This is a genomic window from Mesorhizobium sp. LSHC412B00 (genome assembly GCF_000503035.1).
In the GTDB taxonomy this organism is placed as follows: Bacteria; Pseudomonadota; Alphaproteobacteria; order Rhizobiales; family Rhizobiaceae; genus Mesorhizobium.
In genome coordinates this window covers 257697-279281 of sequence record NZ_AYWB01000008.1, presented here as the reverse complement: position 1 = coordinate 279281, position 21585 = coordinate 257697, and the positions used below count along the sequence as shown (strand labels likewise).

Genomic DNA, 21585 nt, shown 5'->3' with positions numbered 1-21585 from the left:
AAAACTCCATGCCTTGCGATATCGCTGGCGCGAACCACCACGAAAGCGCAAGTTTCAGTCCATGCCAAAGCTATCTTAGCGCCTATGGGCGGCTGGGGCCGTTCATTCACCACCGCGCTCGACCACTATGATCACATGGCTGGCCTGTGGATCGTCGGCGAGGACATGCCGCGCGCGGAAAACCGCATCACGCTGCACAAGGACGAGAAGGACGCGCACGGTATGCCGATCGCCGACGTGCATTTCGATGATCATCCCAACGACACGGCGATGCGCAACCATGCCTACAAGCAGGCCACAGCGCTTTACGATGCGGTCGGCGCGACGCGCTCCTTCCCGACGCCACCCTATCCCTCAACCCACAATCTCGGCACAAACCGGATGAGCGAAAAGGCGGAAGACGGCGTCGTCAACAAGCACGGCCAGGCGCACGACATCAAAAACCTGTTCGTGTCGGACGGCAGCCAGTTCACCACCGGTGCGGCTGAAAATCCGACGCTGACGATCGTGTCGCTGGCTATCCGCCAGGCCGAATACATCGCTTCGCAAATGTCGGCCAAGACGATCTGAGCCGTCCTCCGGGATCGCTACGCGGAACGCGCATGGCGCGTTCCGCCCTTTTTTCCTAGGACTCACTATGCGCCGACCGGCTGTCCGTCCTTGCGGCGGATGGCGACGACGGACGGTCGCGGCAGCCGGCCGTCCCTGAAGTCGGGCCACAGCGTCTGCGCCTTGTCGAGCGTCTCGGCATCTTCCGCAGGGTGCTGCACCGACAGGAACAAAGTCGTGCCGTCCGGCGTGAAGCATGGGCCGGTCGCTTCGGCGCCATGCGGGCAGGTGAACAGCAGCTTCGGCAGGCCGCGCGCCGCACCTTCGGTGTCGACGCCATAGACGCCGTCCGGCAGGTCGAAATCATTGGCGCCGTCCGTCGCCACCCACAGCCGCCCCGCCGGGTCGAAGGTGATGTTGTCGGGGCAGACGAACCAGCCATTGTCCGACGTATCCGGATGAAAAGTGGCGCCGACCTTGGCATCTTTCGGGTTGCCGCAGAGCACGAACAGGTCCCAGGCATACTTTTCCGCCGTGTGGTCGGCATCCGCGCCGCGGCCGCCGGGCGGGATCAGTTCGACAATATGGCCCCAGAGATTTTCCGGCCGCGTGTTGGCCGGATTGACCTTTGACTGGTCGCGCTTCTTGTTCTTGGTCATCACCGCATAGACGCGGCCGGTCACCGGATTGGTCTCGATGTCCTCGGGCCGGTCCATCGGCGTGGCGCCGAGCGCATCTGCCGCAAACCGCGTCTTCAACAGCACCTCGGCCTGGTCGGCAAAACCGTTCTCGACGGTAAGCTTGCCCTGGCCGTGCACCAACGGCAGCCACGTCATCGAGCCATCGGCATCGAAGCGGGCGACCGACAGCACGCCATCGTCGAGCAGATCGGCGCCGGAGGCCGGGTTGGCCTTGTCATAGGCCTTGGCCGAGACGAAGCGGTACATATATTCGAAATAGTCGTCGTCACCCATATAGACGACAACGCGGCCGTCCTTGTTGAGGACCACGGTCGAGGCCTCATGCGACATGCGGCCAAGTGCCGTGCGCTTCACCGGCCTGGACTGAGGATCGTAAGGGTCGATCTCGACCACCCAGTCGAAGCGGTTGGCCTCGTTCGGTTCCTTGTCGAGGTTGAAGCGGTCATGGAAGCGGCCGCGGCCATAGATGTCGGAGCCGTCGAAGCCGTAACGGTCAAGCAGGTCGGCGGTCGGCGCCCTTTTCGGGTCGCCGCCGAAAATGTCGGACACGCCTTCCTCGCAGGTCAGCACCGTACCCCAGGGGGTGAAACCGCCGCTGCAGTTGTAGCTGGTGCCGAGCACTTTGGTGCCAGTCGCGTCGGCCGAGGTCTTCATCAGCGCATGGCCGGCAACCGGTCCGGAAACGGTCATTTCGGTGTTGGCGGTGATGCGGCGGTTCAGCGGACTGTCGGCTACGGTTTCCCACTTGCCGTCCTTCAATTCCACCTCGACGATCGAATGGCCCATCGCGGCCATGCCGAGATCGACCTGTTCCCTGGTCATCGTCTTGCCGGCATCGCCCTCGGTCATCCCCGGAAACATCACATTGGGCGAGATGTATTCGTTGTTGACGCAGAGCAGGCCATGATCAGAATTCACCGTGCCCTTCGGCAGCGGCATGAAGGCGATGTAGTCGCAATTGTAGCCGAAGCGCTTTTCCTGTTCCTCCGCCGCGACCTTGTTGCCGTCGAATTCGGCGAGGCCAGCTGCAAGCGGATCGCCCCAGCGCGCGACGATGGTCGTCTCATAGCCTTCGGCGGCGGCATGGGTCTTGTCGTAGACCCGCTTCAGTTCGGGAAAGCCGAGCGTCGACTGCGCTGCGGCGGCATGCGTTTCGCCGGCAAACAAGGAGCCGACAAAGCTGCCGCCGGCAATCAGCGCGCCGGAGGCGAGGCTGCCTTTCAAAAGAGACCGGCGCGAGACGCGCTCGGCAATGATTTCGCGGATGACGGGGGAGGATGAAGACGGTGTATTGGCCATGGTGTCTGCCTCTCAGGGTGGATGTTACGGCGCACCGTTGCCCCTAGTCTGCTTAGGCAACATTCACATGACATAAGAGGAAGGTTTTGCCGCAACTGGGCGCGGCACTACGCATCGCTCAGCCCTTGGTGCAGGTCGAGGCGGTGAAGGCGCCGTCGGGCTGCTTCAGAATGATGTCGAATGACGGGGCGGTCTCGCCGTCCAGTGTTGCCTGTGTCATGGAGACGGAGTTGCCACCGGTGGTATAGCCGCCCAGCGGCCCGAGCCAGGTGATCTCGCCATTGGCGTTCATCTGATAGTTGTAGCCTTGCAGCGCCGTTCCGAACGTCACCGGGCCGGTATAGACATTGCCCTTGATAGTGATGTCGCCGAGGTTGAGGAAGGCGCCGAGCAAATAGACCTCGCAATGATAGGTGCCGTCAGGAAGTTTGCCCTCGCTGAAATCGGCGCGCGCGGCGCCGCTCGTTGCCATCAGCAGCAGGATGCAGGAAATGCGTGAGATGCGAGATGTCATGACGTCTCTCTTTTGAAGGGCGAGCTTGCCCTATTTTTGCGCGGTGCCGCAACATTGTTCGCCCGGAACCCACGGCCGGAGATCAAAAACTAGGCATTTGTCTCAATTGGACGAAAATTAGGCAAAAGTCGTGTGCGCTGCGCAAATTTGCCTCAATCAATTTTTACCGGCTGCCTTTGTTGTTTCTCAGGCTAATATACCAACCGGCTGATAACGCTCGGCTATTCCATCTTTGTGAGCGGCGCCTTCGCGTTTGGCACGGCAGTTGCTTTGCATTGTCGCGGTGCAATCAAACAGCTTGGGAGTCTTCGGTATGAGGGGTAATTTCTCCACAATAACAAAAATGTTTTCGGCGGGCGTGATCGCCGCCGGCCTGTCGATGTCGTCTCCGGCCAAGGCCGCCGAAGACACGATCAAGGTCGGCATTCTGCATTCGCTATCGGGGACCATGGCGATTTCGGAGACGACGCTGAAAGACGCCATGCTGATGCTCATCGAAGAGCAGAATGCCAAGGGCGGTCTGCTCGGCAAGAAGCTCGAGGCGGTCGTTGTCGATCCGGCCTCCAACTGGCCGCTCTTTGCCGAAAAGGCGCGCGAGCTGATCTCGAAGGACAAGGTCGACGCCGTGTTCGGCTGCTGGACCTCGGTGTCGCGCAAATCGGTGTTGCCGGTGTTCTCGGAACTCGACAACATCCTGTTCTACCCCGTCCAGTATGAGGGCGAGGAAAGCGAGCGCAACGTGTTCTACACCGGCGCCGCCCCGAACCAGCAGGCGATTCCTGCCGTCGATTATCTCATGAGCGAGGACGGTGGCTCGGTGAAGCGCTGGGTGCTGGAAGGCACCGACTACGTCTATCCCCGAACCACCAACAAAATCCTCGAGGCCTATCTGAAGGCCAAGGGCGTCGCCGCCGAAGACATCATGGTCAACTACACGCCGTTCGGCTTCTCCGACTGGCAGACCGAAGTCTCCGCAATCAAGAAATTCGGCTCGGCCGGCAAGAAGACCGCCGTCGTCTCGACCGTCAATGGCGACGCCAACGTTCCGTTCTACAAGGAACTCGGCAACCAGGGCATCAAGGCCGAGGACATCCCGGTCATGGCCTTTTCGGTCGGTGAGGAAGAACTGGCCGGTCTCGATACCGCGCCGCTGGTCGGCCATCTCGCTGCCTGGAACTATTTCGAGAGCGTCGACACACCCGAAAACAAGAAGTTCATCGCCGACTGGCACAAGTTCATCAAGAATGACAAGCGCACCACCAACGACCCGATGGAAGCTCACTATATCGGCTTCAACATGTGGGTGAAGGCGGTCGAAAAGGCTGGCACCACCGATCCCGACAAGGTCATCGACGCCATGGTCGGCGTGTCCGTGCCGAACCTCACCGGCGGCTATTCGACCATGATGCCGAACCATCACATCACCAAGCCGGTGCTGATCGGCGAGATCCAGGCCGACGGCCAGTTCGAGACCGTGTCGCAGACGCCCGGCCTCGTGATGGGCGACGAATGGTCCGACTATCTGCCCGATTCCAAGGACCTGATTTCGGATTGGCGCGCGCCTCTGTCCTGCGGCAACTTCAACGTTGCCACCGGCAAATGCGGCGGCAAGGGCACGAACTGATCCCTCCCGGGACTGACCGATCGTGGACGCGTCCACGATCGGTACCGCCAAGCGTCCGGGCGCTTCAGCCCGCCCGGACGCGGAATTTCCCCACAGAAGAGTATCTGAACGGATGATCCTGTTGCGCACTCTCGGCCTCATGCTGGTGTTCCTGGTGGCAAGCCTATTGCCGTCGAACGCAGCCGAAGCCGATCTGCGCGCCATCGTCGCCAAATTCGCCACGGGCATGGGCTTTGCCGCCACTGAGGCTGTTGTGCGCGAACTTGCCGCCACCGGCGATCCGCTGGTTGAACGGCCGCTTGCAGCCCTCGCCGAAGGCAATCTCTACATTCGTAAAGCCGATTCAGCCGTCTTCGTCGGCAGTGAGGCCGCCGACAGCGTCACGCTGCTCGACCCGCTGAGTGGCGAGAAAGCCGGCGACGCCCCCAAGGCCGACATCACGAAGATCAAGGTCAACAACACGCTGCGTCGTGTCATCCGAGATGCGCTGGGAACGCTGACGTTGCGCGCGAAAGATCCTTCTGTCCGCATCGCCGCCGCCGACACCATGTTCAAGACCCCCGATGCCGCCAATATCGAGCCGCTCGATGCAGCCATCGCCGCCGAGACCGACTCCAAGGTCAAGGCATTGTTCGAACAGGCGCGCGCGGCATCGGTGCTGGTCTCCGACAAGCCGGAGGCCGACAAGCTTGCCGCCATTGCCCTGATCGGCGCGCGCGGCGACCGCGACGCGGTCTCGCTGCTCACCGCGGTCGAGGCCAATGCGCAAGGCGCGGTCAAGGATGCCGCGACGGCGGCAATCGCCAGCATCAATTCGAGCCTGGCGCTGTGGGATGCCGGCCAGAACATATGGTACGGCATCTCGCTTGGCTCGGTGCTGCTGCTGGCCGCCATCGGCCTCGCCATCACCTTCGGCGTCATGGGCGTCATCAACATGGCGCATGGCGAGATGGTGATGCTCGGCGCCTACACCACCTTCGTCGTCCAGCAGGTGATCCGAACCTCATTCCCCGGCCTGTTCGACTGGTCGCTGGTGATCGCGCTGCCGCTCGCCTTCCTGGTTGCCGCTTCCGTCGGCCTGATCATCGAGCGCGGCGTCATCCGTTTCCTCTACGGCCGGCCGCTGGAAACGCTGCTCGCAACCTGGGGCGTCTCGCTTGTCCTGCAGCAGGCGGTGCGCTCGATCTTCGGACCGACCAACCAGGAGGTCGGCAACCCCTCCTGGATGTCGGGATCGTTCGATGTCGGCCAACTCGCCGTCACCTGGAACCGCCTCTGGATCCTGGTCTTCGCGCTCACCGTCTTCGGCGTGCTGCTCTTTGTCATGAAGCGCACGCCCTGGGGCCTGCAGATGCGCGCCGTCACCGCCAACCGCCGCATGGCCGCCTCGATGGGCATCAGGACGCCTTGGGTCGATGCGCTGACCTTTGCGCTCGGCTCCGGCATTGCCGGCATCGCCGGCGTCGCGCTCAGCCAGATCGACAATGTCTCGCCCAATCTCGGCCGCGGCTACATCATCGACAGTTTCATGGTCGTGGTCTTCGGCGGCGTCGGCAATCTCTGGGGCACTCTGGTCGGCGGCTTCTCGCTCGGCATCGTCAACAAGGTTCTCGAACCCTATGCCGGCGCCGTGCTCGGCAAGATCGTCGTGCTGGTGCTGATCATCCTGTTCATTCAGAAGCGCCCGCGCGGCCTGTTCGCGCTCAAGGGCAGGGCGGTGGAAACATGATCACGGGACGCTTCTTCGCCGCGGGTGCCGACCGTCGCATCGCCATCACTATTTTCATCCTGCTGACGGCCGCCACTATCGTGCCGCTGCTCAACCTCGCAGTGTCGCCGCAAAGCGCGTTCTATATTCCGTCCTACATCGTCGCGTTGACGGGCAAGTACCTCTGCTATGCATTGCTTGCCTTGGCGCTCGATCTCGTCTGGGGCTATTGCGGCATCCTCTCGCTCGGCCATGGCGCCTTCTTCGCCCTCGGCGGCTATGCGATGGGCATGTACCTCATGCGCCAGATCGGCTCGCGCGGCGTTTACGGCAATCCGATCCTGCCCGATTTCATGGTGTTCCTGAACTACAAGGAATTGCCCTGGTTCTGGACCGGTTTCGACCACTTCTGGTTCGCCGCCATCATGGTGCTGGCGGTGCCCGGCCTGCTCGCCTTCGTCTTCGGCTGGTTCGCCTTCCGCAGCCGCGTCACCGGCGTCTATCTCTCCATCATCACCCAGGCGATGACCTACGCGCTGCTGCTCGCCTTCTTCCGCAACGACATGGGTTTCGGCGGCAACAACGGCTTGACCGATTTCAAGGATATTCTGGGCTTCAACGTGCAGGCCGACGCCACCCGCTCGGCCCTGTTTGCCGCCAGCGCCATCATACTCGCGCTCGCCGTCTTCATCACCTGGGCGATCGTCGGCTCCAAATACGGCAAGCTGCTGATGGCGGTGCGCGACGCCGAGAGCCGCACCCGCTTCCTCGGCTGGCGGGCGGAGAACGTGAAGCTGTTTGCCTTCACCGTCTCGGCTGTCATGGCCGGCATCGCCGGCGCGCTCTATGTGCCGCAGGTCGGTATCATCAATCCCGGCGAATTCGAGCCGTCCAATTCCATCGAAGTCGTGATCTGGGCAGCCGTCGGTGGGCGCGGCACCATTGTCGGCCCGATCGTCGGCGCGCTGCTGGTCAACGCCGGCAAATCCTGGTTCACCGGCCTGCTGCCGGAGTTCTGGCTGTTTGCGCTCGGCGGCCTGTTCGTCGCCGTAACCCTGTTCCTGCCCAAGGGCATCGTCGGCATGTGGGATTCCTGGCGCGGTAACGCTCGGGCGATGCGGGCTGCAGCGATTGCAGAGGAAGCGGGCACAGACCCTGATGCCGCGCCGCCATTGAAGATCGTGCGCAGCGCAGCAACAACGCCCGGTGCCTGGTCCGCGTCCGGGCCTGAACCGCAGCCGGCGGAATAGAGCGATGTCGAAGTCCAACACCATCCTCTATCTCGACGGCGTCTCGGTCTCCTTCGACGGTTTCCGCGCCATCAACAATCTGTCGCTGGTGCTCGACAAGGGCGAGATGCGCGCCATCATCGGTCCCAACGGCGCCGGCAAGACGACGATGATGGACATCGTCACCGGCAAGACCCGGCCCGACGAGGGCGAAGTGTTCTTCGACGGCCAGGTCGATCTGACCCGGCACGACGAGGCGGAGATCGCCATGATGGGCATCGGCCGCAAATTCCAGAAGCCGACCGTCTTCGAAAGCCACAGCGTCGAAGACAATCTGATGCTGGCGCTGAAGGGCCCGCGCTCGATCTTTCCGGCGCTGTTCCATCGCCGCTCGGCCGCCGAAGCCAGACAGATCGACGACATCCTCGGCATCATCCGGCTGGGCGACAAGCGCCACGATCTGGCAGCCAATCTCAGCCATGGCCAGAAACAGTGGCTGGAGATCGGCATGCTGCTGGCGCAGGACCCGAAGCTGCTTTTGGTTGACGAGCCGGTCGCAGGGATGACCGATGCCGAGACCGAGGAAACCGCGCGGCTGCTCAAGGACATAGCGCGCGACCATTCGGTCATCGTCGTCGAGCACGACATGCATTTCGTGCGCGAACTCGGCGTCAAGGTCACCTGCCTGCATGAGGGCTCGGTGCTGTCGGAAGGCTCGCTCGATTTCGTCTCGGCCGACGAGCGGGTCGTCGAAGTTTATCTCGGGAGATGAGCATGGTCTAGCGGGTGCAATTCCATCGCTTCGACTTTTCGTTCCTCCGCTTCTGGAGAAGGCGCTGACATGCTCGAAGTTTCCAACGTCACGCTCCATTACGGCGCTGCTCAGGCGTTGCGCGGTGTGTCGCTGACGGCGGGTGCCGGCAAGATCACCTGCGTGCTCGGCCGCAACGGCGTCGGCAAGACCAGTTTGATGAGATCGATCGTCGGCCACCACCGGCTGACGAGCGGAAGCGTTGCCTTCGAGGGGAAGGCGCTCGACCGGAGCGCGGCGTATGATCGCGCCCGGTCGGGCATCGCATTCGTACCGCAGGGCAGGGAGATCTTTCCGCTGCTGACGGTGCGCGAAAACCTGGAGTCCGGCTTTGCGCCGTTGAAGCGCGCCGACCGCAACGTGCCGGCGCATGTCTTCGAACTGTTTCCGGTGCTGAAGCAGATGCTGGGGCGGCGCGGCGGCGATCTCTCAGGCGGCCAGCAGCAGCAGCTCGCCATCGGCCGGGCGCTCGTCATGCGGCCGAAACTGCTGGTGCTCGACGAGCCGACCGAAGGCATCCAGCCCTCGATCATCAAGGACATCGGCCGCGCCATCCACTATTTGCGCGATCAGGCCGGCATTGCGGTGCTTCTGGTCGAGCAATATCTCGATTTCTGCCGCGAGCTCGCCGACGAGGTCAACATCATGGACCGCGGCCAGATCGTCCACACCGGCCCGGCCGAAGATCTCGACCGGGCGGACGTCAGGAAGTTTCTGACGGTTTAACGCAGGTCGACGGCTGCACGGATCGTACACGTCGAAGATTGGCTGAAATGCCCACAATCACTTCGTCATTCTAGGGCGGAGCCAAGGAGCGGAGCGACGCGCGCAGACCCTAGAATCCATGCCGCGACATCAGCTAAAGAGTGCCGCGATGCAGAACAAGATCGCTTCTGCGGCACATTGGCATTCCACATTCTGCACCGTTAATGACGCTTCTTCGTCCCGGCATGGATCCCTGGGTCTTCGCTCCGCTTCGCGTCGCTACGCCCAAGGATGATGAAGTCGCGAAGGTCCGCACCCGTTGCGTCGGACTTTCGTCCGAGGCCGCCACACTCTGGCACGCCGAATACTGCATGCTAGTCTTTCCTAGGCCTCGGTGAGTCGGCCGCTTCCGTATCAATCTGGTTCTGTAGCAGATCGAGGGAATATGCTGGCTCAGCCTGCAAGTTCCACGCAAGCAAGCCACCCTAGCTTCCCTCGCAGTTCTGATTGTCGGTCAATGCGTTCAGATAATCTTGCCAGGAGAATAGGGCTATGGAACGGTTCGTCGAGGACCACCAGAAACGACGGCTGACAGAGCGTGTCGACATCATCACCGCCATCAACATTCTGCGCTCGCAAGGCTACCAGCAGGATGAGCTGATCGGCGAAATCACCAAGGTTTTCTACGTCGACCTCGACACTTACAACGAGATCGTCATAGCGGCCTAAAAGCGCGTCGCGCCTGAACGGCCTCATGCGACGCGCTTTGGGGTGTTGTTTTACGTGTGGTGAGGTTCAGGCCGGCTGAATATCAGCCCAGCCTACCCGGCGCGCCGGAAGGCGAGCACACGGTTGCGGCCGCCGCGCTTGGCGCCGTAAAGCGCCTTGTCGGCGGCGCTGAGCACCTTGTCGAATTTGGTGCCGCCCTCGCTGCCGAAGGCGTAGCCGGCGCTGACGGTGCAGGACAGCAGGCGGGTCTCGGTATCGATCCGGCGCATGGCAAAACTGGCCCGGATCCGCTCGGCTATGAATTCCACCTTTTCAGGCAAGGTGCGATCGAGCACCAATGCAAATTCCTCTCCGCCCATGCGCGCGGCGACATCGCCCGGCTGGAGATTGGCGGTCAAATCCTTGGCGAACAGTTTCAGCACCTCGTCGCCGGTGGCATGGCCGAACTCGTCATTTATCGCCTTGAAGCCGTCGAGATCGAACACGATCACGGCGGTGAAGGACCGGACCGGTGTTTTGCCGTGCAGGTCGAACAAAGCGCGCCGGTTGAGCAGTCCGGTCAGCGGATCGGTCAGCGCTTCGCGGCGATGATGCTGCGCCAGGCGTCCCTGGTTGAGCGCCAGCGAGAGCGCGCCGATGCCGGTCATGCACGCGATGACGACGATGAGGCTGAAATCCTCGGCCCAGTTGCTCGGCGCATGGCCAAGCACCAGCCTGCCATCCCAGACAAGTGCACCGGAGCACAGCACGAAGGAAATTGCGGTGGCGGTGTAGAGCCCGGCAATGCCGAGGATCGGGGCAGGGAATTCCGTGCGGCCCTTCCAGTATTCATAGGCCGTCGCAAACAAAAGCAGCGCGGCGAAGGCATTCTCCAGCATGAAGCCCAGCCCGTCATAGCCAAGCGCCATCGGCGGCAAGGCGACTGCCAGCGAGACGCCGGCGCCGACAGCGATGCGCGGCAATGGCGAGCGGCCGGTCGTGAACTGATGGGCCGCGCCCAGCATGGTCGCGAAGCCGAGCAGCAGGAACGTGAAGCTGGCGAGGCCGAGCAGGCGCCCGGGCGCGTCGATATAGGCCTGGTAGGCGAAGACGTCGGCAACGATCAGAAGCACGCTGACGGCCCAGGTCAGCAGGAATTTTTCCGAGCGCGCGGTAAGCCAGATGCCGAACAGCGTCAGGCCGAGGCAAGCGGCGGAAAACCCGACAGCCAACAGAAGGGAACTGTAGTCGAGCGACATGCCCTCGTCCTTGCGCGCGGCGGCCGGCCTCTAGAAAGGACCCGCACCGGATTTATGCAGGAAGGAGGTATCGATAAGGTTACGATGCGCATAAGCTATCACGCTTCGGTTGATCGTAGCAATTCTGGGTTGAAACCCTTTTCAAGGGAAAGCGCTACCCGGATTTCCGGGAAAACCGGTCCACACTTTTCCTGGAATTGCTCCTAATGCATGTCGCCCAGAAGTGTGCCGCGGTTCTGGGACAACGGCATGCATCAAGACAAAGACTTAAATCGCGTCGTATGAATCCGTTTCAGCGCGACGCGCTTTAACCGATCAGCTCACCCGCTTCATCAGCGCCATGGCGCCGAACGGCGCGCGCACCTTGCCCTCGGTGATGAAGTAGACGAACACATCGCGCGGTTTCACCGGCGCGTCGAAAGTCGGATCGGCGCGCCGCAGATCGGCCGGCTGCTTGCCTTGCGCCCAGGTCTTCACCCGCGCTGCCCATTCGTCCAGGCCATTCGGCGTATAGCAATCCGGATTGTCGTCGCTGCCGGTCTGCAGCCGCGCATAGATAAAATCGCCGGTGATGTCGGCGATACCAGGATATTTGGCATGGTCGGCATAGACGATTGCCGCCTTGTATTTGCGCGCCAGGCCCACAAATTCCGGCACGCTGAAACTGTCGTTGCGCACTTCCAGCGCATGGCGCAGCGCCACGCCATCCTGCTTTTCCGGCAGCAGCTTCAGGAAGGCCTCGAAATCGTCGGCGTCGAACTTTTTCGTCGGCGCGAACTGCCACAGGATCGGGCCCAGCTTGTCGCCCAGCGCGGCAATGCCGGAGCCGAGGAAGCGCGTCATGGACTCGCCGGCTTCGCCAAGCACGCGGCGGTTGGTGACGAAGCGATTGCCCTTCAGCGAATAGACGAAACCGTCCGGCGCCTCGCTCGCCCATTTGACGAAGGTCGGCTCCTTGAAGCTGGAATAGTAGGTGCCGTTGACCTCGATGCTCGGTACCTGGCGGGTGGCGTAACTCAGCTGCTTGGCCTTGGAAAGCTTGTCCGGGTAGAAAGACGTATCCCAGGGTTCGAAAGTCCAGCCGCCCATCCCGGCGCGGATTGTTCCTTGGCTGATCATCGTCTTCCTCCCAGTTCTAAAAATGCGGTCAGGCTATTTTTCCAACCGGTTTGATCATGTCGACCACGGTCCATCCGGGACGGTGGGGATTGGCTCGGCGGCCCGTTTCGTGGAAGCCATAGGCCGTATAGATCTCGATGTTCCGCTCCATGCGCGAATTGGTGTAGAGCCGCACCTCCGGCACACCCCATAGCCGCGCCTGTTCCTGGGCGAAGTCGAGCAGCGCGGTACCGAGTTTCCTCCCCTGAAAAGCGGGGGAGACCGCGACGCTGAAGATCATCGCATGATCGGGGTGGCGCTCAATAACGATCAGCCCGGCGAGCTCAGCGTCGCTCTCCAGCAGCCAGACCTCGCCTCGCTCGATGCGTGGCGCATAGCCCTCGGTGACTGGGATCGGCGGCGCGCCGAACAAGGCGGTGTAATGCCCATAGGCGGCTTCCGTCAGCGAAACGACTCCGTCGAGATCACCGGCAAGCGCCTGTCGGACTGTCATTCAAAGCTCTCCAGGCGCCCGGCCGGTCTGCCAGTCACTCCGCCGCTTCGCGCTTGCCTCCGGGCCGCCGCTCCAAAAGCTCCTTCAGGAAGTGGCCGGTGTAGCTGCGCTTTTCGCGCACGATGGCTTCCGGTGTGCCCTGTGCAACCAGTTCGCCGCCGCCATCGCCGCCTTCGGGGCCGAGGTCGAGCACCCAGTCGGCGGTCTTGATGACTTCGAGATTATGCTCGATGACCACCACCGTGTTGCCCTGGTCGACCAGCTCGTGCAGCACTTCCAGCAACTTGGCGACGTCGTGGAAGTGCAGGCCGGTGGTCGGCTCGTCGAGGATGTAGAGCGTCTTGCCGGTTGCCTTGCGCGACAATTCCTTGGCGAGCTTGATGCGCTGCGCCTCGCCGCCCGACAGCGTCGTCGCCTGCTGGCCGATATGGATGTAGCCGAGGCCGACCTGCTTCAGCGTGTCGAGCTTGTCGCGCACGCCGGGCACGGCGGCAAAGAAATCGACACCTTCCTCGACCGTCATGTCCAGGACGTCCGCGATCGACTTGCCCTTGAACACGACATCCAGCGTCTCGCGGTTGTAGCGCTTGCCATGGCAGACGTCGCAGGTGACGTAGACGTCGGGCAAGAAGTGCATCTCGATCTTGATGACGCCGTCGCCCTGGCAGGCTTCGCAGCGGCCGCCCTTGACGTTGAAGGAGAAGCGGCCCGGCTGGTAGCCGCGGGCCTTGGCTTCGGGCAGACCGGCGAACCAGTCGCGGATCGGTGTGAAGGCGCCGGTGTAGGTGGCCGGGTTCGAACGCGGTGTGCGGCCGATCGGCGACTGGTCGATGTCGATGACCTTGTCGAGGAATTCGAGGCCCTCGATGCGGTCGTGATCGGCCGGATGCTCGCGCGAGCCCATGATGCGGCGCGACGCCGCCTTGAACAGCGTCTCGATCAGGAAGGTCGATTTGCCGCCGCCAGACACGCCGGTGACGGCGGTAAAAGTGCCGAGCGGGATTTCGGCAGTGACGTTCTTGAGATTGTTGCCGCGCGCGCCGACGATCTTCAGCCGGCGGTTTTTCTTGGCCTCGCGCCTGACACCGGGCGTGGCGACTTCGAGCGCGCCCGACAGATATTTACCGGTGATCGAGTTGGGATTGGCCATCACCTGCTGCGGCGTGCCCTGGGCGATGATCTCGCCGCCATGAATGCCGGCGGCCGGACCCATGTCGACGACATAATCGGCATGCAGGATGGCGTCCTCGTCATGCTCGACGACGATCACCGTGTTGCCGATGTCGCGCAGATGCTTGAGCGTGTCGAGCAGGCGGGCATTGTCGCGCTGGTGCAGGCCGATCGACGGCTCGTCCAGCACATAGAGCACGCCGGTGAGGCCGGAGCCGATCTGCGACGCCAGCCTTATGCGCTGGCTCTCGCCGCCCGACAGCGTGCCGGAATTGCGCGACAGCGTCAGATAGTCGAGGCCGACATCGTTGAGGAAGCGCAGCCGGTCGCGGATCTCCTTGAGCACCCTGACAGCAATCTCGTTCTGCTTGTCATTGAGCTGCGCCGGCAGATCGGTGAACCATTTGTCGGCGTTGCGGATCGACTGCTCGGTGACCTCGCCAATGTGTTTTCCGGCGATTTTGACCGCCAGCGCTTCCGGCTTCAGCCGGTAACCCTTGCAGACCGGGCAGGGCGTCGCCGACATGAAGCGCTCGATCTCCTCGCGCATCCAGGCGGATTCGGTTTCCTTCCAGCGCCGTTCGAGATTGGGAATGACGCCCTCGAACGTCTTGGTCGTCTTGTAGGAGCGCAGGCCGTCATCATACTGGAAGGTGACCTCGCGCTCACCGGTGCCGCGCAGGACGGCATCCTTTGCCTCTTCGGTCAGGTCTTTGAACTTGTCGCCGAGCTTGAAGCCGTATGCCTTGCCCAGCGCTTCCAGCGTCTGCGCATAATACGGCGAGGTCGATTTCGCCCACGGGCTGACGGCGCCGTCGCGCAGCGAGACGTTTTCGTCCGGCACGATCAGGCTGGCGTCGATGGCGCGCTGATTGCCGAGGCCGTCGCAGGTCGGGCAGGCGCCGAACGGGTTGTTGAACGAGAACAGCCTGGGCTCGATCTCCGGAATGGTGAAGCCGGAAACCGGGCAGGCGAATTTTTCCGAGAACAGGATGCGCTCATGCGTCTCGTTCTTCGATTTGTTGACCGAGTCCTCGCCGGTCTGGCTGGCGTCGAGCGGCCGGTCGGCGAACTCGGCCACCGCCAGCCCTTCCGCCAGCTTGAGCGCCGTTTCGATGGAATCGGCAAGCCGTGTCGCCAGGTCGCCGCGCACGACGATGCGGTCGACGACGACATCGATGTCGTGCTTGTACTTCTTGTCCAACGCCGGCACATCGGCGATCTCATAGAAGACGCCGTCGACCTTGACGCGCTGAAAGCCCTTCTTCTGCAGCTCCAGCAGTTCCTTGCGATACTCGCCCTTGCGGCCGCGCACGATCGGCGCCAGCAGGAAAAGGCGCGTGCCTTCCTCGACCGCCAGCACCCGGTCGACCATCTGTGAAACCGTCTGGCTCTCGATCGGCAGGCCGGTCGCCGGCGAATAGGGGATGCCGACGCGCGCGAACAGCAAGCGCATGTAGTCGTAGATCTCGGTGACGGTGCCGACCGTCGAACGCGGGTTCTTCGACGTGGTCTTCTGCTCGATCGAGATGGCCGGCGACAGGCCGTCGATCTGGTCGACATCCGGCTTCTGCATCATTTCGAGGAACTGGCGCGCATAAGCCGACAGGCTCTCGACGTAACGGCGCTGGCCCTCGGCATAGATGGTGTCGAAAGCAAGCGACGATTTGCCGGAGCCCGACAGGCCGGTCATGACGATCAGGCTGTCACGCGGCAGGTCGAGATCGACATTCTTTAGGTTGTGTTCGCGTGCCCCGCGAATGGAAAGGTATTTATGGTCGGCCATCGCCGGTCGCCGCCTCAGGTCTGGTGTCAGTGGGATCGGCGGGTTTTCCCGGCCATTCCCTATGTAGGTATTTTTGCCGCCACGTCGAGAGACGCCACACTTCTCGACCAAAGCCGTTTAACCGTCTTTCGCGCGAACGGGCAAGCGGAAAGAACAAAGACCGAACACGCTCCTGACAAAGCTGTGCAGAAACTGACAAGGGTGTTTCAGAAACTGACCCTGACGTAAGCTCCCGGCGATCACATTTTCCGTAACCGGCTATTCAAGGTTGACGCCGTCGAATCAGGGGCGCACTCTGCCGGAGTCAACGGAGCCGGCCGTCTTTGATGGCCTCGCCGCCCATAGCGGCCTGCGAGACGCCGCAGGTTTTTGCGATTTGTGCTTCGGATTGACACCAGTCGCAACGGACATAGGAGCGGAGCATGACGCCACCGGATAGTCCCTTGAGGCTCCACCTGCTAGTGGAGCCGCGGCGGGCAGCCAGGTAGTTTCAAGGCATTGGAGTGTATGCGTCCAAACGAACGCATCGCGTCAGTCCAACAAACCACCAGACAAACCGTGACCTGCCGAATCCCACAAAAATCAGAGACGGCTAGTCGGATCGTCGGCTGAATGCCGCGAAGCATCCGAAATCAAAGTCGGTATAACACTACCGGCAGTTTGGATTTGGAATCCAAAAAAAGCCCCGACCGTTAGCGGAAGCAACGGCGGGGCTGTTCTTTTGCGAGGAAGTCGTCGGCGCAGGCTTTCTCTCCCGTATAGTAGCTGGGAGAAGGGGCTACCGGCGCGGCGGCTTGATCCCACCCGTGCCGACATCGACAGTGATGCTGCCGGAAATCCTGACATCGGTGTCGCCGATCTTGAACGTGCCGTTCTCGACGGCAGGCAGCGCGTCGTCCGGCTCCGGCTGCGGCGCGGGCTTGGCGATGCGGTAGTCGCCGGCCACGCCGGGCAGGGCGCCTTTCCGCGACGTGCTGGTGCTGCCCCCGGCAAAGGCCATGCTCGATGTCGCCGCCGTGATGGCAATGGCTATGGTCAGTCTGTTCAGGTGGTAGCGCATGGCAAGACTATAGTGCCGCGCTCAAGGCGAGGCCAGACCAGCGGCGTTGAAATTGAGGGAACACCGGCCTGCATTCAATCCGCCGATCAGGCCGCTGCCTGCTTGCGGGTGTCGAAGACGTGGTCGACGAGGCCCCAGTCCTTGGCCTCCTTCGCGGTCATGAAGAAATCGCGGTCGAGTGTGCGTTCGACCTCTTCGTGGGTGCGGCCGCAATGGTGAGCGTAGAGGTCGGCCATGTGCCGCTTGGTGCGCAAAATGCCTTCGGCATGGCGCTGGATGTCGGAGGCCTGGCCCTGGAAGCCGCCCAGAGGCTGGTGCAGCACGATGCTGGCATTGGGCAGCGCGATGCGCCGCCCCGGCGTTCCCGCCATCAGCAGGAAGGAGGCCATCGACGCGGCAAAGCCCATGCACACGGTCGACACCGGGCAGCTGACATATTGCATCGTGTCGTAGATGGCGAAGCCGCTGGTCACCACGCCGCCCGGCGAGTTGATGTAGAGCGAGATCTCCTTGTCGGGATTGTCCGATTCCAGCGACAGGAGCTGGGCGCAGACCAGCGCCGACATGCCGTCATTGATCTCGCCATTGACGAAGATGATGCGCTCGCGCAGCAGCCGCGAGAAAATGTCGAAGGCACGTTCGCCGCGGCTCGATTGCTCGATCACCATCGGCACCAGATTGGCAAAGCCGCTCATCTCATTGTCTCCGTTTTGATTTTTCCGGGTCAGGCAGCGCGCAGCAACAGGCGTGGCGCGTTGGCGGCGACAGGCGGTTTGGGCTTGTATGCGCGCAGCCAGAGCCGGCAGCCGGCGCCGGCCATCGCGACCGCAGGCGTCAGGACAAACCCGTCATGGACGATGCGCAGATGCGTGCCGCCGGAAACGGTGCGGGCGAGTGTGAAGGTGACGATGCTCTCCAGCTCCTCGCGGTTGGCGTCGCCGGAACGCTCGCGCCAGGAATAGCGCAGCAGGCGCCCCGGTTCGGCATCGAGCACTTCGCACTCGATCGGCTTCTCAGGCCCGGCAAAGGCAAAGCGGCTGCCGGTTTCCGGATTGATGTCGTTCGGCATCATCCATTCCGCCAAGAGGTCCGGCACGGTCAGTGCCCGCCACACTTTTTCCGGTGCGTCCGGCAGATCGCATTCGAAGGCGAGGGCATCCTTGGCGGTCTGCGTCTGCTTTTCGTCGGTCATTGGTCCATGTCCTTCAAAACGGCCTTCAGTCTTTCGATGCGCTCCGGCCAGAATGCGCGGTAGCGTTCGATCCAGCCGAGCAGCGGCTCGAGCCCTTGCGGATCGGCGCGATAGTAGGCGTTGCGGCCGGCGCGTCTTTCGCTGACCAGGCCTGCGCCGCGCAGCACGGCAAGGTGCTGCGACACCGCCGGCTGCGACACGCTCATGCCGGTGCGCAACTCCGACACGCTCATCTCGCCGGAAGTCAGCCGCTCGTAGACGGCGCGTCGCGTCGGGTCGGCCAGGGCGCGAAAAATCTCTGCTTCGATCATGGCAAAAGCATAAGTCGATACTTATCGATTTGGCAAGGGGTGTTTTGAATGCCGCGTATTGATTGGATCCTGCCGGGCCTCTAAGCCGTGGGGAACAAGATGGGCCGATCATCGCGAGGCAGGAGTAGTATTTATGAATTCCAACGTCGATCTTTCGTCCGCCGAGAACCTCAACGAGGCTCTGAGGCTCTATCGCCGCCTCGTACTCGGTATAGGAGCGATCGCCGTCATCGGTTTCGTGGCCGTGATCTTGTTGGCCAAGCTGGGTACGGCGCTATCCCCGCCATACGGGATTTACATCTTCGGCGAAGGATTGGGGACCTGGGGCCTGATCGCGGTGGTAGCGGCGCTCGTCGCTCAGGTGTGGTGGCACGGGCGCGCGATCGGGAAATTGCTGAATGACCCGGCTCTGAAATCTGAACCTGCAGTCGGGCTGATGTCGGCGCCAACCGTGATCGCACAGCGCGCCCATGCATGGGCATGGAGTGGAGCGGCTTTTCCGGTCCGTTGCCACCAGCTAAAAAACGGCGCTGACGACACCGCTTCTCGCCCCTGCGTGTCAGCTAAATCCACGCGCCCGCGTCGGCGATTGCTGCCATTCCTTGACAATCCGTGGTTAACAGTATAGGAACGAAAAGGGAACAAAAACCTTGTGGGAAAAGCCAGCCGCGGCAAGCCAGGATTGTGCGCGGCCTGTAAGGTGAACGACTTGAAATTTGTTTCGGATGAGCACGGAGAAGTGTCATGGCGGGTAGCGTCAACAAGGTCATTCTGGTCGGTAACCTCGGCGCGGACCCTGAAATCCGCCGCCTGAATTCCGGTGATCCGGTCGTCAACATCCGCATCGCCACGTCGGAAAGCTGGCGCGACAAGAACTCCGGCGAGCGCAAGGAAAAGACCGAATGGCACAACGTGGTCATTTTCAATGACCAGATCGCCAAGGTCGCCGAGCAGTACCTGAAGAAGGGCATGAAGGTTTACGTCGAAGGCCAGCTGCAGACACGCAAATGGCAAGACCAGACCGGCGCCGACAAGTACACGACCGAGGTCGTGCTGCAGAAATTCCGCGGCGAGCTGCAGATGCTCGATTCTCGCGGCGAGGGCGGCGGTCAGGTCGGCAACTATGCCGGCGGCGGCGCGAGCCGTGGCTCGGATTTCGGCCAGTCTGGCCCCAATGAGAGCTTCAACCGCGGCGGCAATAGCGGTGGCGGCGGTTCCAAGGGCGGCGGTGGCGGCGGCTCGTCGCGCGAACTGGACGACGAAATCCCGTTCTGAGCTGACGATAGTCAGCAATATCTGAGGAGAGGGTGCGATGTCGCTCGGACCGCTTCTATCGGCGCGCCCTCCCATTCCATGGCACGCCTTCGCGGCCCTTGCCGCGCTGGCCGTTGGCGCTACGCAACTGGCGCTGCCGAAAGGCACGACGCGTCATCGTGTCGTCGGCTATGCCTGGGCGGCGCTGATGATGGTCGTCGCCATCTCCAGTTTCTGGATCCAGCAGATACGCCTCGTCGGTCCGTTCAGCCCGATCCATCTCTTGTCGATTTTAGTGTTGATCGCCGTGCCGCTTGCGGTCTGGCACGCGCATATGCATCGGGTCGCCAAACATCGCAGGGTGATGATATCGCTGTATGTTTTCGCCCTGATCGGCGCCGGCGTGTTCACGCTGCTGCCGGGGCGGATCATGCACACGGTCGTCTTCGGCCAGTGACGCTTTCTGAAAGGAAGATTGCCGTGAAAGCACGGATTAAATGGGTCGAGGAGCGCACCTTCGTCGGCGAGTCCGGCAGCGGCCACAAACTGGTGCTGGGGACCGCCCCCGGGCCGGAAGGCAAGACGCCAGGTCCGAGCCCGATGGAGCTGGTGCTGATCGGCACCGGCGGCTGCTCGGCCTATGATGTCGTCCACATCCTCGAAAAAGGCCGCGAGGCGATCGAGGACTGTGTTGTAGAACTCGACGCCGACCGGGCCGAAACCGACCCCAAAGTCTTCACCCGCATCCACATGCATTTCATCGTCACGGGCCACGCGCTGTCGCGCGACAAGGTCCAGCGCGCCATCAACCTGTCGATCGAGAAATACTGCTCGGCCTCGGCCATGCTGGCCAAGACGGCTGTCATCACCCACGATTTCGAGGTCGTCGATACGGCGGTGGAGTAGGGAGCAGGGAGCAGGGAGCAGGGAGCAGGGAGCAGGGGCTGCCGTTCACCCCGCCATCAGCGCCTTGATCCCATCCGCGACGAACTGAACCGCAAGCGCGGCCAGGATGACGCCGAGCAGGCGGGTGAGGATCGAGCGGCCGGTCTGGCCGAGGATGCGGTCGATGCGCTCCGACAGCACGAACACCAGATAGGTGATGGCAAGGCAGACGAAGATGATGCCGACCAGCGCCGCTTGTGCTGCAAAACCCTGAAACGAGCCCGACAGTAGCACGGTCGCCGAAATCGCACCGGGGCCGGCGATCAGCGGGATCGCCAGCGGGAAGGCCGCGATGTTGTGGATCATGTCCTTGGTGATGGCAACGTCGCCGATCTTCTCCTTGCGGTCCTGGCGGCGCTCAAACACCATTTCGAACGCGATGAAGAACAGCAAAAACCCGCCGGCGACGCGGAAAGCCGGCAGCGTGATGCCGAACACCGACAGGATGGACGCCCCGGCCACCGCAAACAGCGCCATCACCAGGAAGCCGATGATCGAGGCGCGCACCGAAACCTGCTGACGTTCCTCGCGGTTCATGCCGCGTGTCACCGCGAGGAAGAGCGGCGCGAGACCTGGCGGGTCGATGGTCACCAGAATGGTGACGAAGGCGTTGAACAGGCTGTCGAAACTCGGCATCGCTGACCCCTCCCGCCGGGCCGGACCCCTGCGCCACCATAGTGGTAGAGCAAAGCCCGACCGGTGGGAACCGTCTGACATGGCGATACCGGAGACGGCGTCAGTGTTAGGCGGCAGCGTTGCAATAGGCCTCCAGACGATAGCCGTCGGGATCGACGACGAAGGCAGCGTAATAGTTCTCGCCATAGTCGGCGCGCAGGCCCGGCGCGCCATTGTCGCTGCCGCCTGCACGCAAGGCGGCGGCATGGAAGGCAACGACACTCTGCCTCGTCGGCGCGCTAAAGCAGAAATGCAGACCGGACTTCTCGTCCGATGACACTGGCCGCGCCGCATCGTTCACCCACAGCGCCACGGTTTGCGCACCATAACCCAGTGAGCCTGGCGACTGGCTGAGGCAGGAATAACCGAGCGGCTTTAGCGCGGCATCGTAGAAGGGCTTCGAAACGTTGGTGTCGCGGACGCCGATCGAGACATGGTCAAGCATGCTTTTGGTCACCTTGTTGCAATATGTT

The 21585-nt window shown here is 62.4% G+C and carries 23 protein-coding genes; 11 read left to right on the top strand and 12 right to left on the bottom strand.

Features of this window, described 5'->3' with window-relative positions:
• The coding region (locus tag X757_RS147475) for a GMC oxidoreductase (RefSeq protein ID WP_245275076.1) at nt 1-570 on the top strand (570 nt) is incomplete at its 5' end.
• 65 nt (nt 571-635) lie between these two features.
• Here the strand turns inward: X757_RS147475 and X757_RS147480 are convergent.
• The gene (locus X757_RS147480; protein ID WP_031251359.1) at nt 636-2549 is read right to left on the bottom strand and encodes a PhoX family phosphatase; all 1914 of its coding nucleotides are present in this window, start codon (nt 2547-2549) and stop codon (nt 636-638) included.
• A gap of 118 nt (nt 2550-2667) precedes the next feature.
• On the bottom strand, nt 2668-3063 hold the full coding sequence (locus tag X757_RS147485) for a hypothetical protein (protein WP_023684620.1): 396 nt from the start codon (nt 3061-3063) through the stop codon (nt 2668-2670).
• A 313-nt stretch (nt 3064-3376) separates the two neighbouring features.
• Here X757_RS147485 and urtA point away from each other — a divergent pair, with 313 nt between their 5' ends.
• The 6 genes from urtA to X757_RS1000000166690 all read left to right on the top strand — a co-directional run bounded on the left by urtA (nt 3377) and on the right by X757_RS1000000166690 (nt 9869).
• Entirely contained in the window at nt 3377-4687 is a 1311-nt protein-coding gene (gene urtA, locus X757_RS147490) for an urea ABC transporter substrate-binding protein (RefSeq protein WP_023726691.1), read from the top strand.
• Between the two features lie 112 nt (nt 4688-4799).
• Nucleotides 4800-6416 (top strand): urea ABC transporter permease subunit UrtB, encoded by a 1617-nt coding sequence (gene urtB, locus X757_RS147495; RefSeq protein ID WP_023726690.1) that lies wholly within the window; start codon nt 4800-4802, stop codon nt 6414-6416.
• Nucleotides 6413-7645: an urea ABC transporter permease subunit UrtC gene (gene urtC, locus X757_RS147500; RefSeq protein ID WP_023726689.1), complete on the top strand. Its 1233-nt coding sequence runs from the start codon at nt 6413-6415 to the stop codon at nt 7643-7645. Before urtB ends, urtC begins: the two co-directional genes overlap by 4 nt.
• Before the next feature lie 4 nt (nt 7646-7649).
• Entirely contained in the window at nt 7650-8396 is a 747-nt protein-coding gene (gene urtD / locus X757_RS147505; RefSeq protein ID WP_023696501.1) for an urea ABC transporter ATP-binding protein UrtD, read from the top strand.
• 69 nt (nt 8397-8465) lie between these two features.
• Nucleotides 8466-9161: an urea ABC transporter ATP-binding subunit UrtE gene (gene urtE / locus X757_RS147510; protein ID WP_023712391.1), complete on the top strand. Its 696-nt coding sequence runs from the start codon at nt 8466-8468 to the stop codon at nt 9159-9161.
• Nucleotides 9162-9692: 531 nt separating this feature from the next.
• Nucleotides 9693-9869, top strand: a complete 177-nt coding sequence (locus X757_RS1000000166690) for a hypothetical protein (protein WP_023670936.1) — start codon at nt 9693-9695, stop codon at nt 9867-9869.
• Between the two features lie 92 nt (nt 9870-9961).
• Here the strand turns inward: X757_RS1000000166690 and X757_RS147515 are convergent, their stop codons facing one another.
• The 8 genes from X757_RS147515 to X757_RS147550 all read right to left on the bottom strand — a co-directional run bounded on the left by X757_RS147515 (nt 9962) and on the right by X757_RS147550 (nt 18238).
• Nucleotides 9962-11107: a GGDEF domain-containing protein gene (locus X757_RS147515; RefSeq protein WP_023670937.1), complete on the bottom strand. Its 1146-nt coding sequence runs from the start codon at nt 11105-11107 to the stop codon at nt 9962-9964.
• A gap of 315 nt (nt 11108-11422) precedes the next feature.
• Nucleotides 11423-12226, bottom strand: a complete 804-nt coding sequence (locus tag X757_RS147520; RefSeq protein ID WP_023726688.1) for a DUF72 domain-containing protein — start codon at nt 12224-12226, stop codon at nt 11423-11425.
• A gap of 28 nt (nt 12227-12254) precedes the next feature.
• Complete coding sequence (locus X757_RS147525; protein WP_023726687.1) at nt 12255-12719, bottom strand: GNAT family N-acetyltransferase; 465 nt, start codon at nt 12717-12719, stop codon at nt 12255-12257.
• Between the two features lie 34 nt (nt 12720-12753).
• A complete protein-coding gene (gene uvrA / locus X757_RS147530) occupies nt 12754-15675 on the bottom strand; it encodes an excinuclease ABC subunit UvrA (RefSeq protein ID WP_023726686.1) in 2922 nt (973 codons plus the stop codon).
• Between the two features lie 778 nt (nt 15676-16453).
• Nucleotides 16454-16675 carry a hypothetical protein gene (locus X757_RS147535; protein ID WP_245261915.1) on the bottom strand — a complete coding sequence of 74 codons (222 nt, stop codon included), beginning with the start codon at nt 16673-16675 and terminating at the stop codon, nt 16454-16456.
• A 146-nt stretch (nt 16676-16821) separates the two neighbouring features.
• Complete coding sequence (locus X757_RS147540; RefSeq protein ID WP_023684630.1) at nt 16822-17430, bottom strand: ATP-dependent Clp protease proteolytic subunit; 609 nt, start codon at nt 17428-17430, stop codon at nt 16822-16824.
• 29 nt (nt 17431-17459) lie between these two features.
• Entirely contained in the window at nt 17460-17927 is a 468-nt protein-coding gene (locus X757_RS147545; protein WP_023696505.1) for an SRPBCC domain-containing protein, read from the bottom strand.
• Nucleotides 17924-18238 (bottom strand): helix-turn-helix transcriptional regulator, encoded by a 315-nt coding sequence (locus tag X757_RS147550; protein WP_023670944.1) that lies wholly within the window; start codon nt 18236-18238, stop codon nt 17924-17926. The genes X757_RS147545 and X757_RS147550 overlap by 4 nt, the downstream gene beginning before the upstream one ends.
• Before the next feature lie 133 nt (nt 18239-18371).
• Here X757_RS147550 and X757_RS12160 point away from each other — a divergent pair, with 133 nt between their 5' ends.
• From X757_RS12160 to X757_RS147565, 4 genes are all read left to right on the top strand, one after another.
• A complete protein-coding gene (locus X757_RS12160) occupies nt 18372-18866 on the top strand; it encodes a hypothetical protein (RefSeq protein ID WP_023715843.1) in 495 nt (164 codons plus the stop codon).
• Between the two features lie 116 nt (nt 18867-18982).
• Nucleotides 18983-19513, top strand: coding sequence for a single-stranded DNA-binding protein (ssb, locus tag X757_RS147555; RefSeq protein WP_023715842.1), 531 nt, complete (start codon nt 18983-18985; stop codon nt 19511-19513).
• Nucleotides 19514-19550: 37 nt separating this feature from the next.
• On the top strand, nt 19551-19949 hold the full coding sequence (locus X757_RS147560) for a DUF2306 domain-containing protein (protein ID WP_023726685.1): 399 nt from the start codon (nt 19551-19553) through the stop codon (nt 19947-19949).
• Nucleotides 19950-19972: 23 nt separating this feature from the next.
• Nucleotides 19973-20398 (top strand): OsmC family protein, encoded by a 426-nt coding sequence (locus X757_RS147565; protein WP_023706191.1) that lies wholly within the window; start codon nt 19973-19975, stop codon nt 20396-20398.
• Nucleotides 20399-20443: 45 nt separating this feature from the next.
• On the opposite strand, the gene X757_RS147570 is transcribed toward X757_RS147565, so the two are convergent.
• Complete coding sequence (locus X757_RS147570) at nt 20444-21073, bottom strand: MarC family protein (RefSeq protein ID WP_023670949.1); 630 nt, start codon at nt 21071-21073, stop codon at nt 20444-20446.
• A 106-nt stretch (nt 21074-21179) separates the two neighbouring features.
• Nucleotides 21180-21557, bottom strand: a complete 378-nt coding sequence (locus X757_RS147575; RefSeq protein ID WP_023726684.1) for a VOC family protein — start codon at nt 21555-21557, stop codon at nt 21180-21182.
• Between the last annotated feature and the right edge of the window lie 28 nt (nt 21558-21585).

Bases quoted from the DNA above. Each gene is read 5' to 3' on its own strand.
- X757_RS147480 (WP_031251359.1), bottom strand. From the start codon at position 2,549: ATGGCCAATACACCGTCTTCATCCTCCCCCGTCATCCGCGAAATCATT.
- X757_RS147485 (WP_023684620.1), bottom strand. From the start codon at position 3,063: ATGACATCTCGCATCTCACGCATTTCCTGCATCCTGCTGCTGATGGCA.
- urtA (WP_023726691.1), top strand. From the start codon at position 3,377: ATGAGGGGTAATTTCTCCACAATAACAAAAATGTTTTCGGCGGGCGTG.
- urtB (WP_023726690.1), top strand. From the start codon at position 4,800: ATGATCCTGTTGCGCACTCTCGGCCTCATGCTGGTGTTCCTGGTGGCA.
- urtC (WP_023726689.1), top strand. From the start codon at position 6,413: ATGATCACGGGACGCTTCTTCGCCGCGGGTGCCGACCGTCGCATCGCC.
- urtD (WP_023696501.1), top strand. From the start codon at position 7,650: ATGTCGAAGTCCAACACCATCCTCTATCTCGACGGCGTCTCGGTCTCC.
- urtE (WP_023712391.1), top strand. From the start codon at position 8,466: ATGCTCGAAGTTTCCAACGTCACGCTCCATTACGGCGCTGCTCAGGCG.
- X757_RS1000000166690 (WP_023670936.1), top strand. From the start codon at position 9,693: ATGGAACGGTTCGTCGAGGACCACCAGAAACGACGGCTGACAGAGCGT.
- X757_RS147515 (WP_023670937.1), bottom strand. From the start codon at position 11,107: ATGTCGCTCGACTACAGTTCCCTTCTGTTGGCTGTCGGGTTTTCCGCC.
- X757_RS147520 (WP_023726688.1), bottom strand. From the start codon at position 12,226: ATGATCAGCCAAGGAACAATCCGCGCCGGGATGGGCGGCTGGACTTTC.
- X757_RS147525 (WP_023726687.1), bottom strand. From the start codon at position 12,719: ATGACAGTCCGACAGGCGCTTGCCGGTGATCTCGACGGAGTCGTTTCG.
- uvrA (WP_023726686.1), bottom strand. From the start codon at position 15,675: ATGGCCGACCATAAATACCTTTCCATTCGCGGGGCACGCGAACACAAC.
- X757_RS147535 (WP_245261915.1), bottom strand. From the start codon at position 16,675: ATGGCCTTTGCCGGGGGCAGCACCAGCACGTCGCGGAAAGGCGCCCTG.
- X757_RS147540 (WP_023684630.1), bottom strand. From the start codon at position 17,430: ATGAGCGGCTTTGCCAATCTGGTGCCGATGGTGATCGAGCAATCGAGC.
- X757_RS147545 (WP_023696505.1), bottom strand. From the start codon at position 17,927: ATGACCGACGAAAAGCAGACGCAGACCGCCAAGGATGCCCTCGCCTTC.
- X757_RS147550 (WP_023670944.1), bottom strand. From the start codon at position 18,238: ATGATCGAAGCAGAGATTTTTCGCGCCCTGGCCGACCCGACGCGACGC.
- X757_RS12160 (WP_023715843.1), top strand. From the start codon at position 18,372: ATGAATTCCAACGTCGATCTTTCGTCCGCCGAGAACCTCAACGAGGCT.
- ssb (WP_023715842.1), top strand. From the start codon at position 18,983: ATGGCGGGTAGCGTCAACAAGGTCATTCTGGTCGGTAACCTCGGCGCG.
- X757_RS147560 (WP_023726685.1), top strand. From the start codon at position 19,551: ATGTCGCTCGGACCGCTTCTATCGGCGCGCCCTCCCATTCCATGGCAC.
- X757_RS147570 (WP_023670949.1), bottom strand. From the start codon at position 21,073: ATGCCGAGTTTCGACAGCCTGTTCAACGCCTTCGTCACCATTCTGGTG.
- X757_RS147575 (WP_023726684.1), bottom strand. From the start codon at position 21,557: ATGCTTGACCATGTCTCGATCGGCGTCCGCGACACCAACGTTTCGAAG.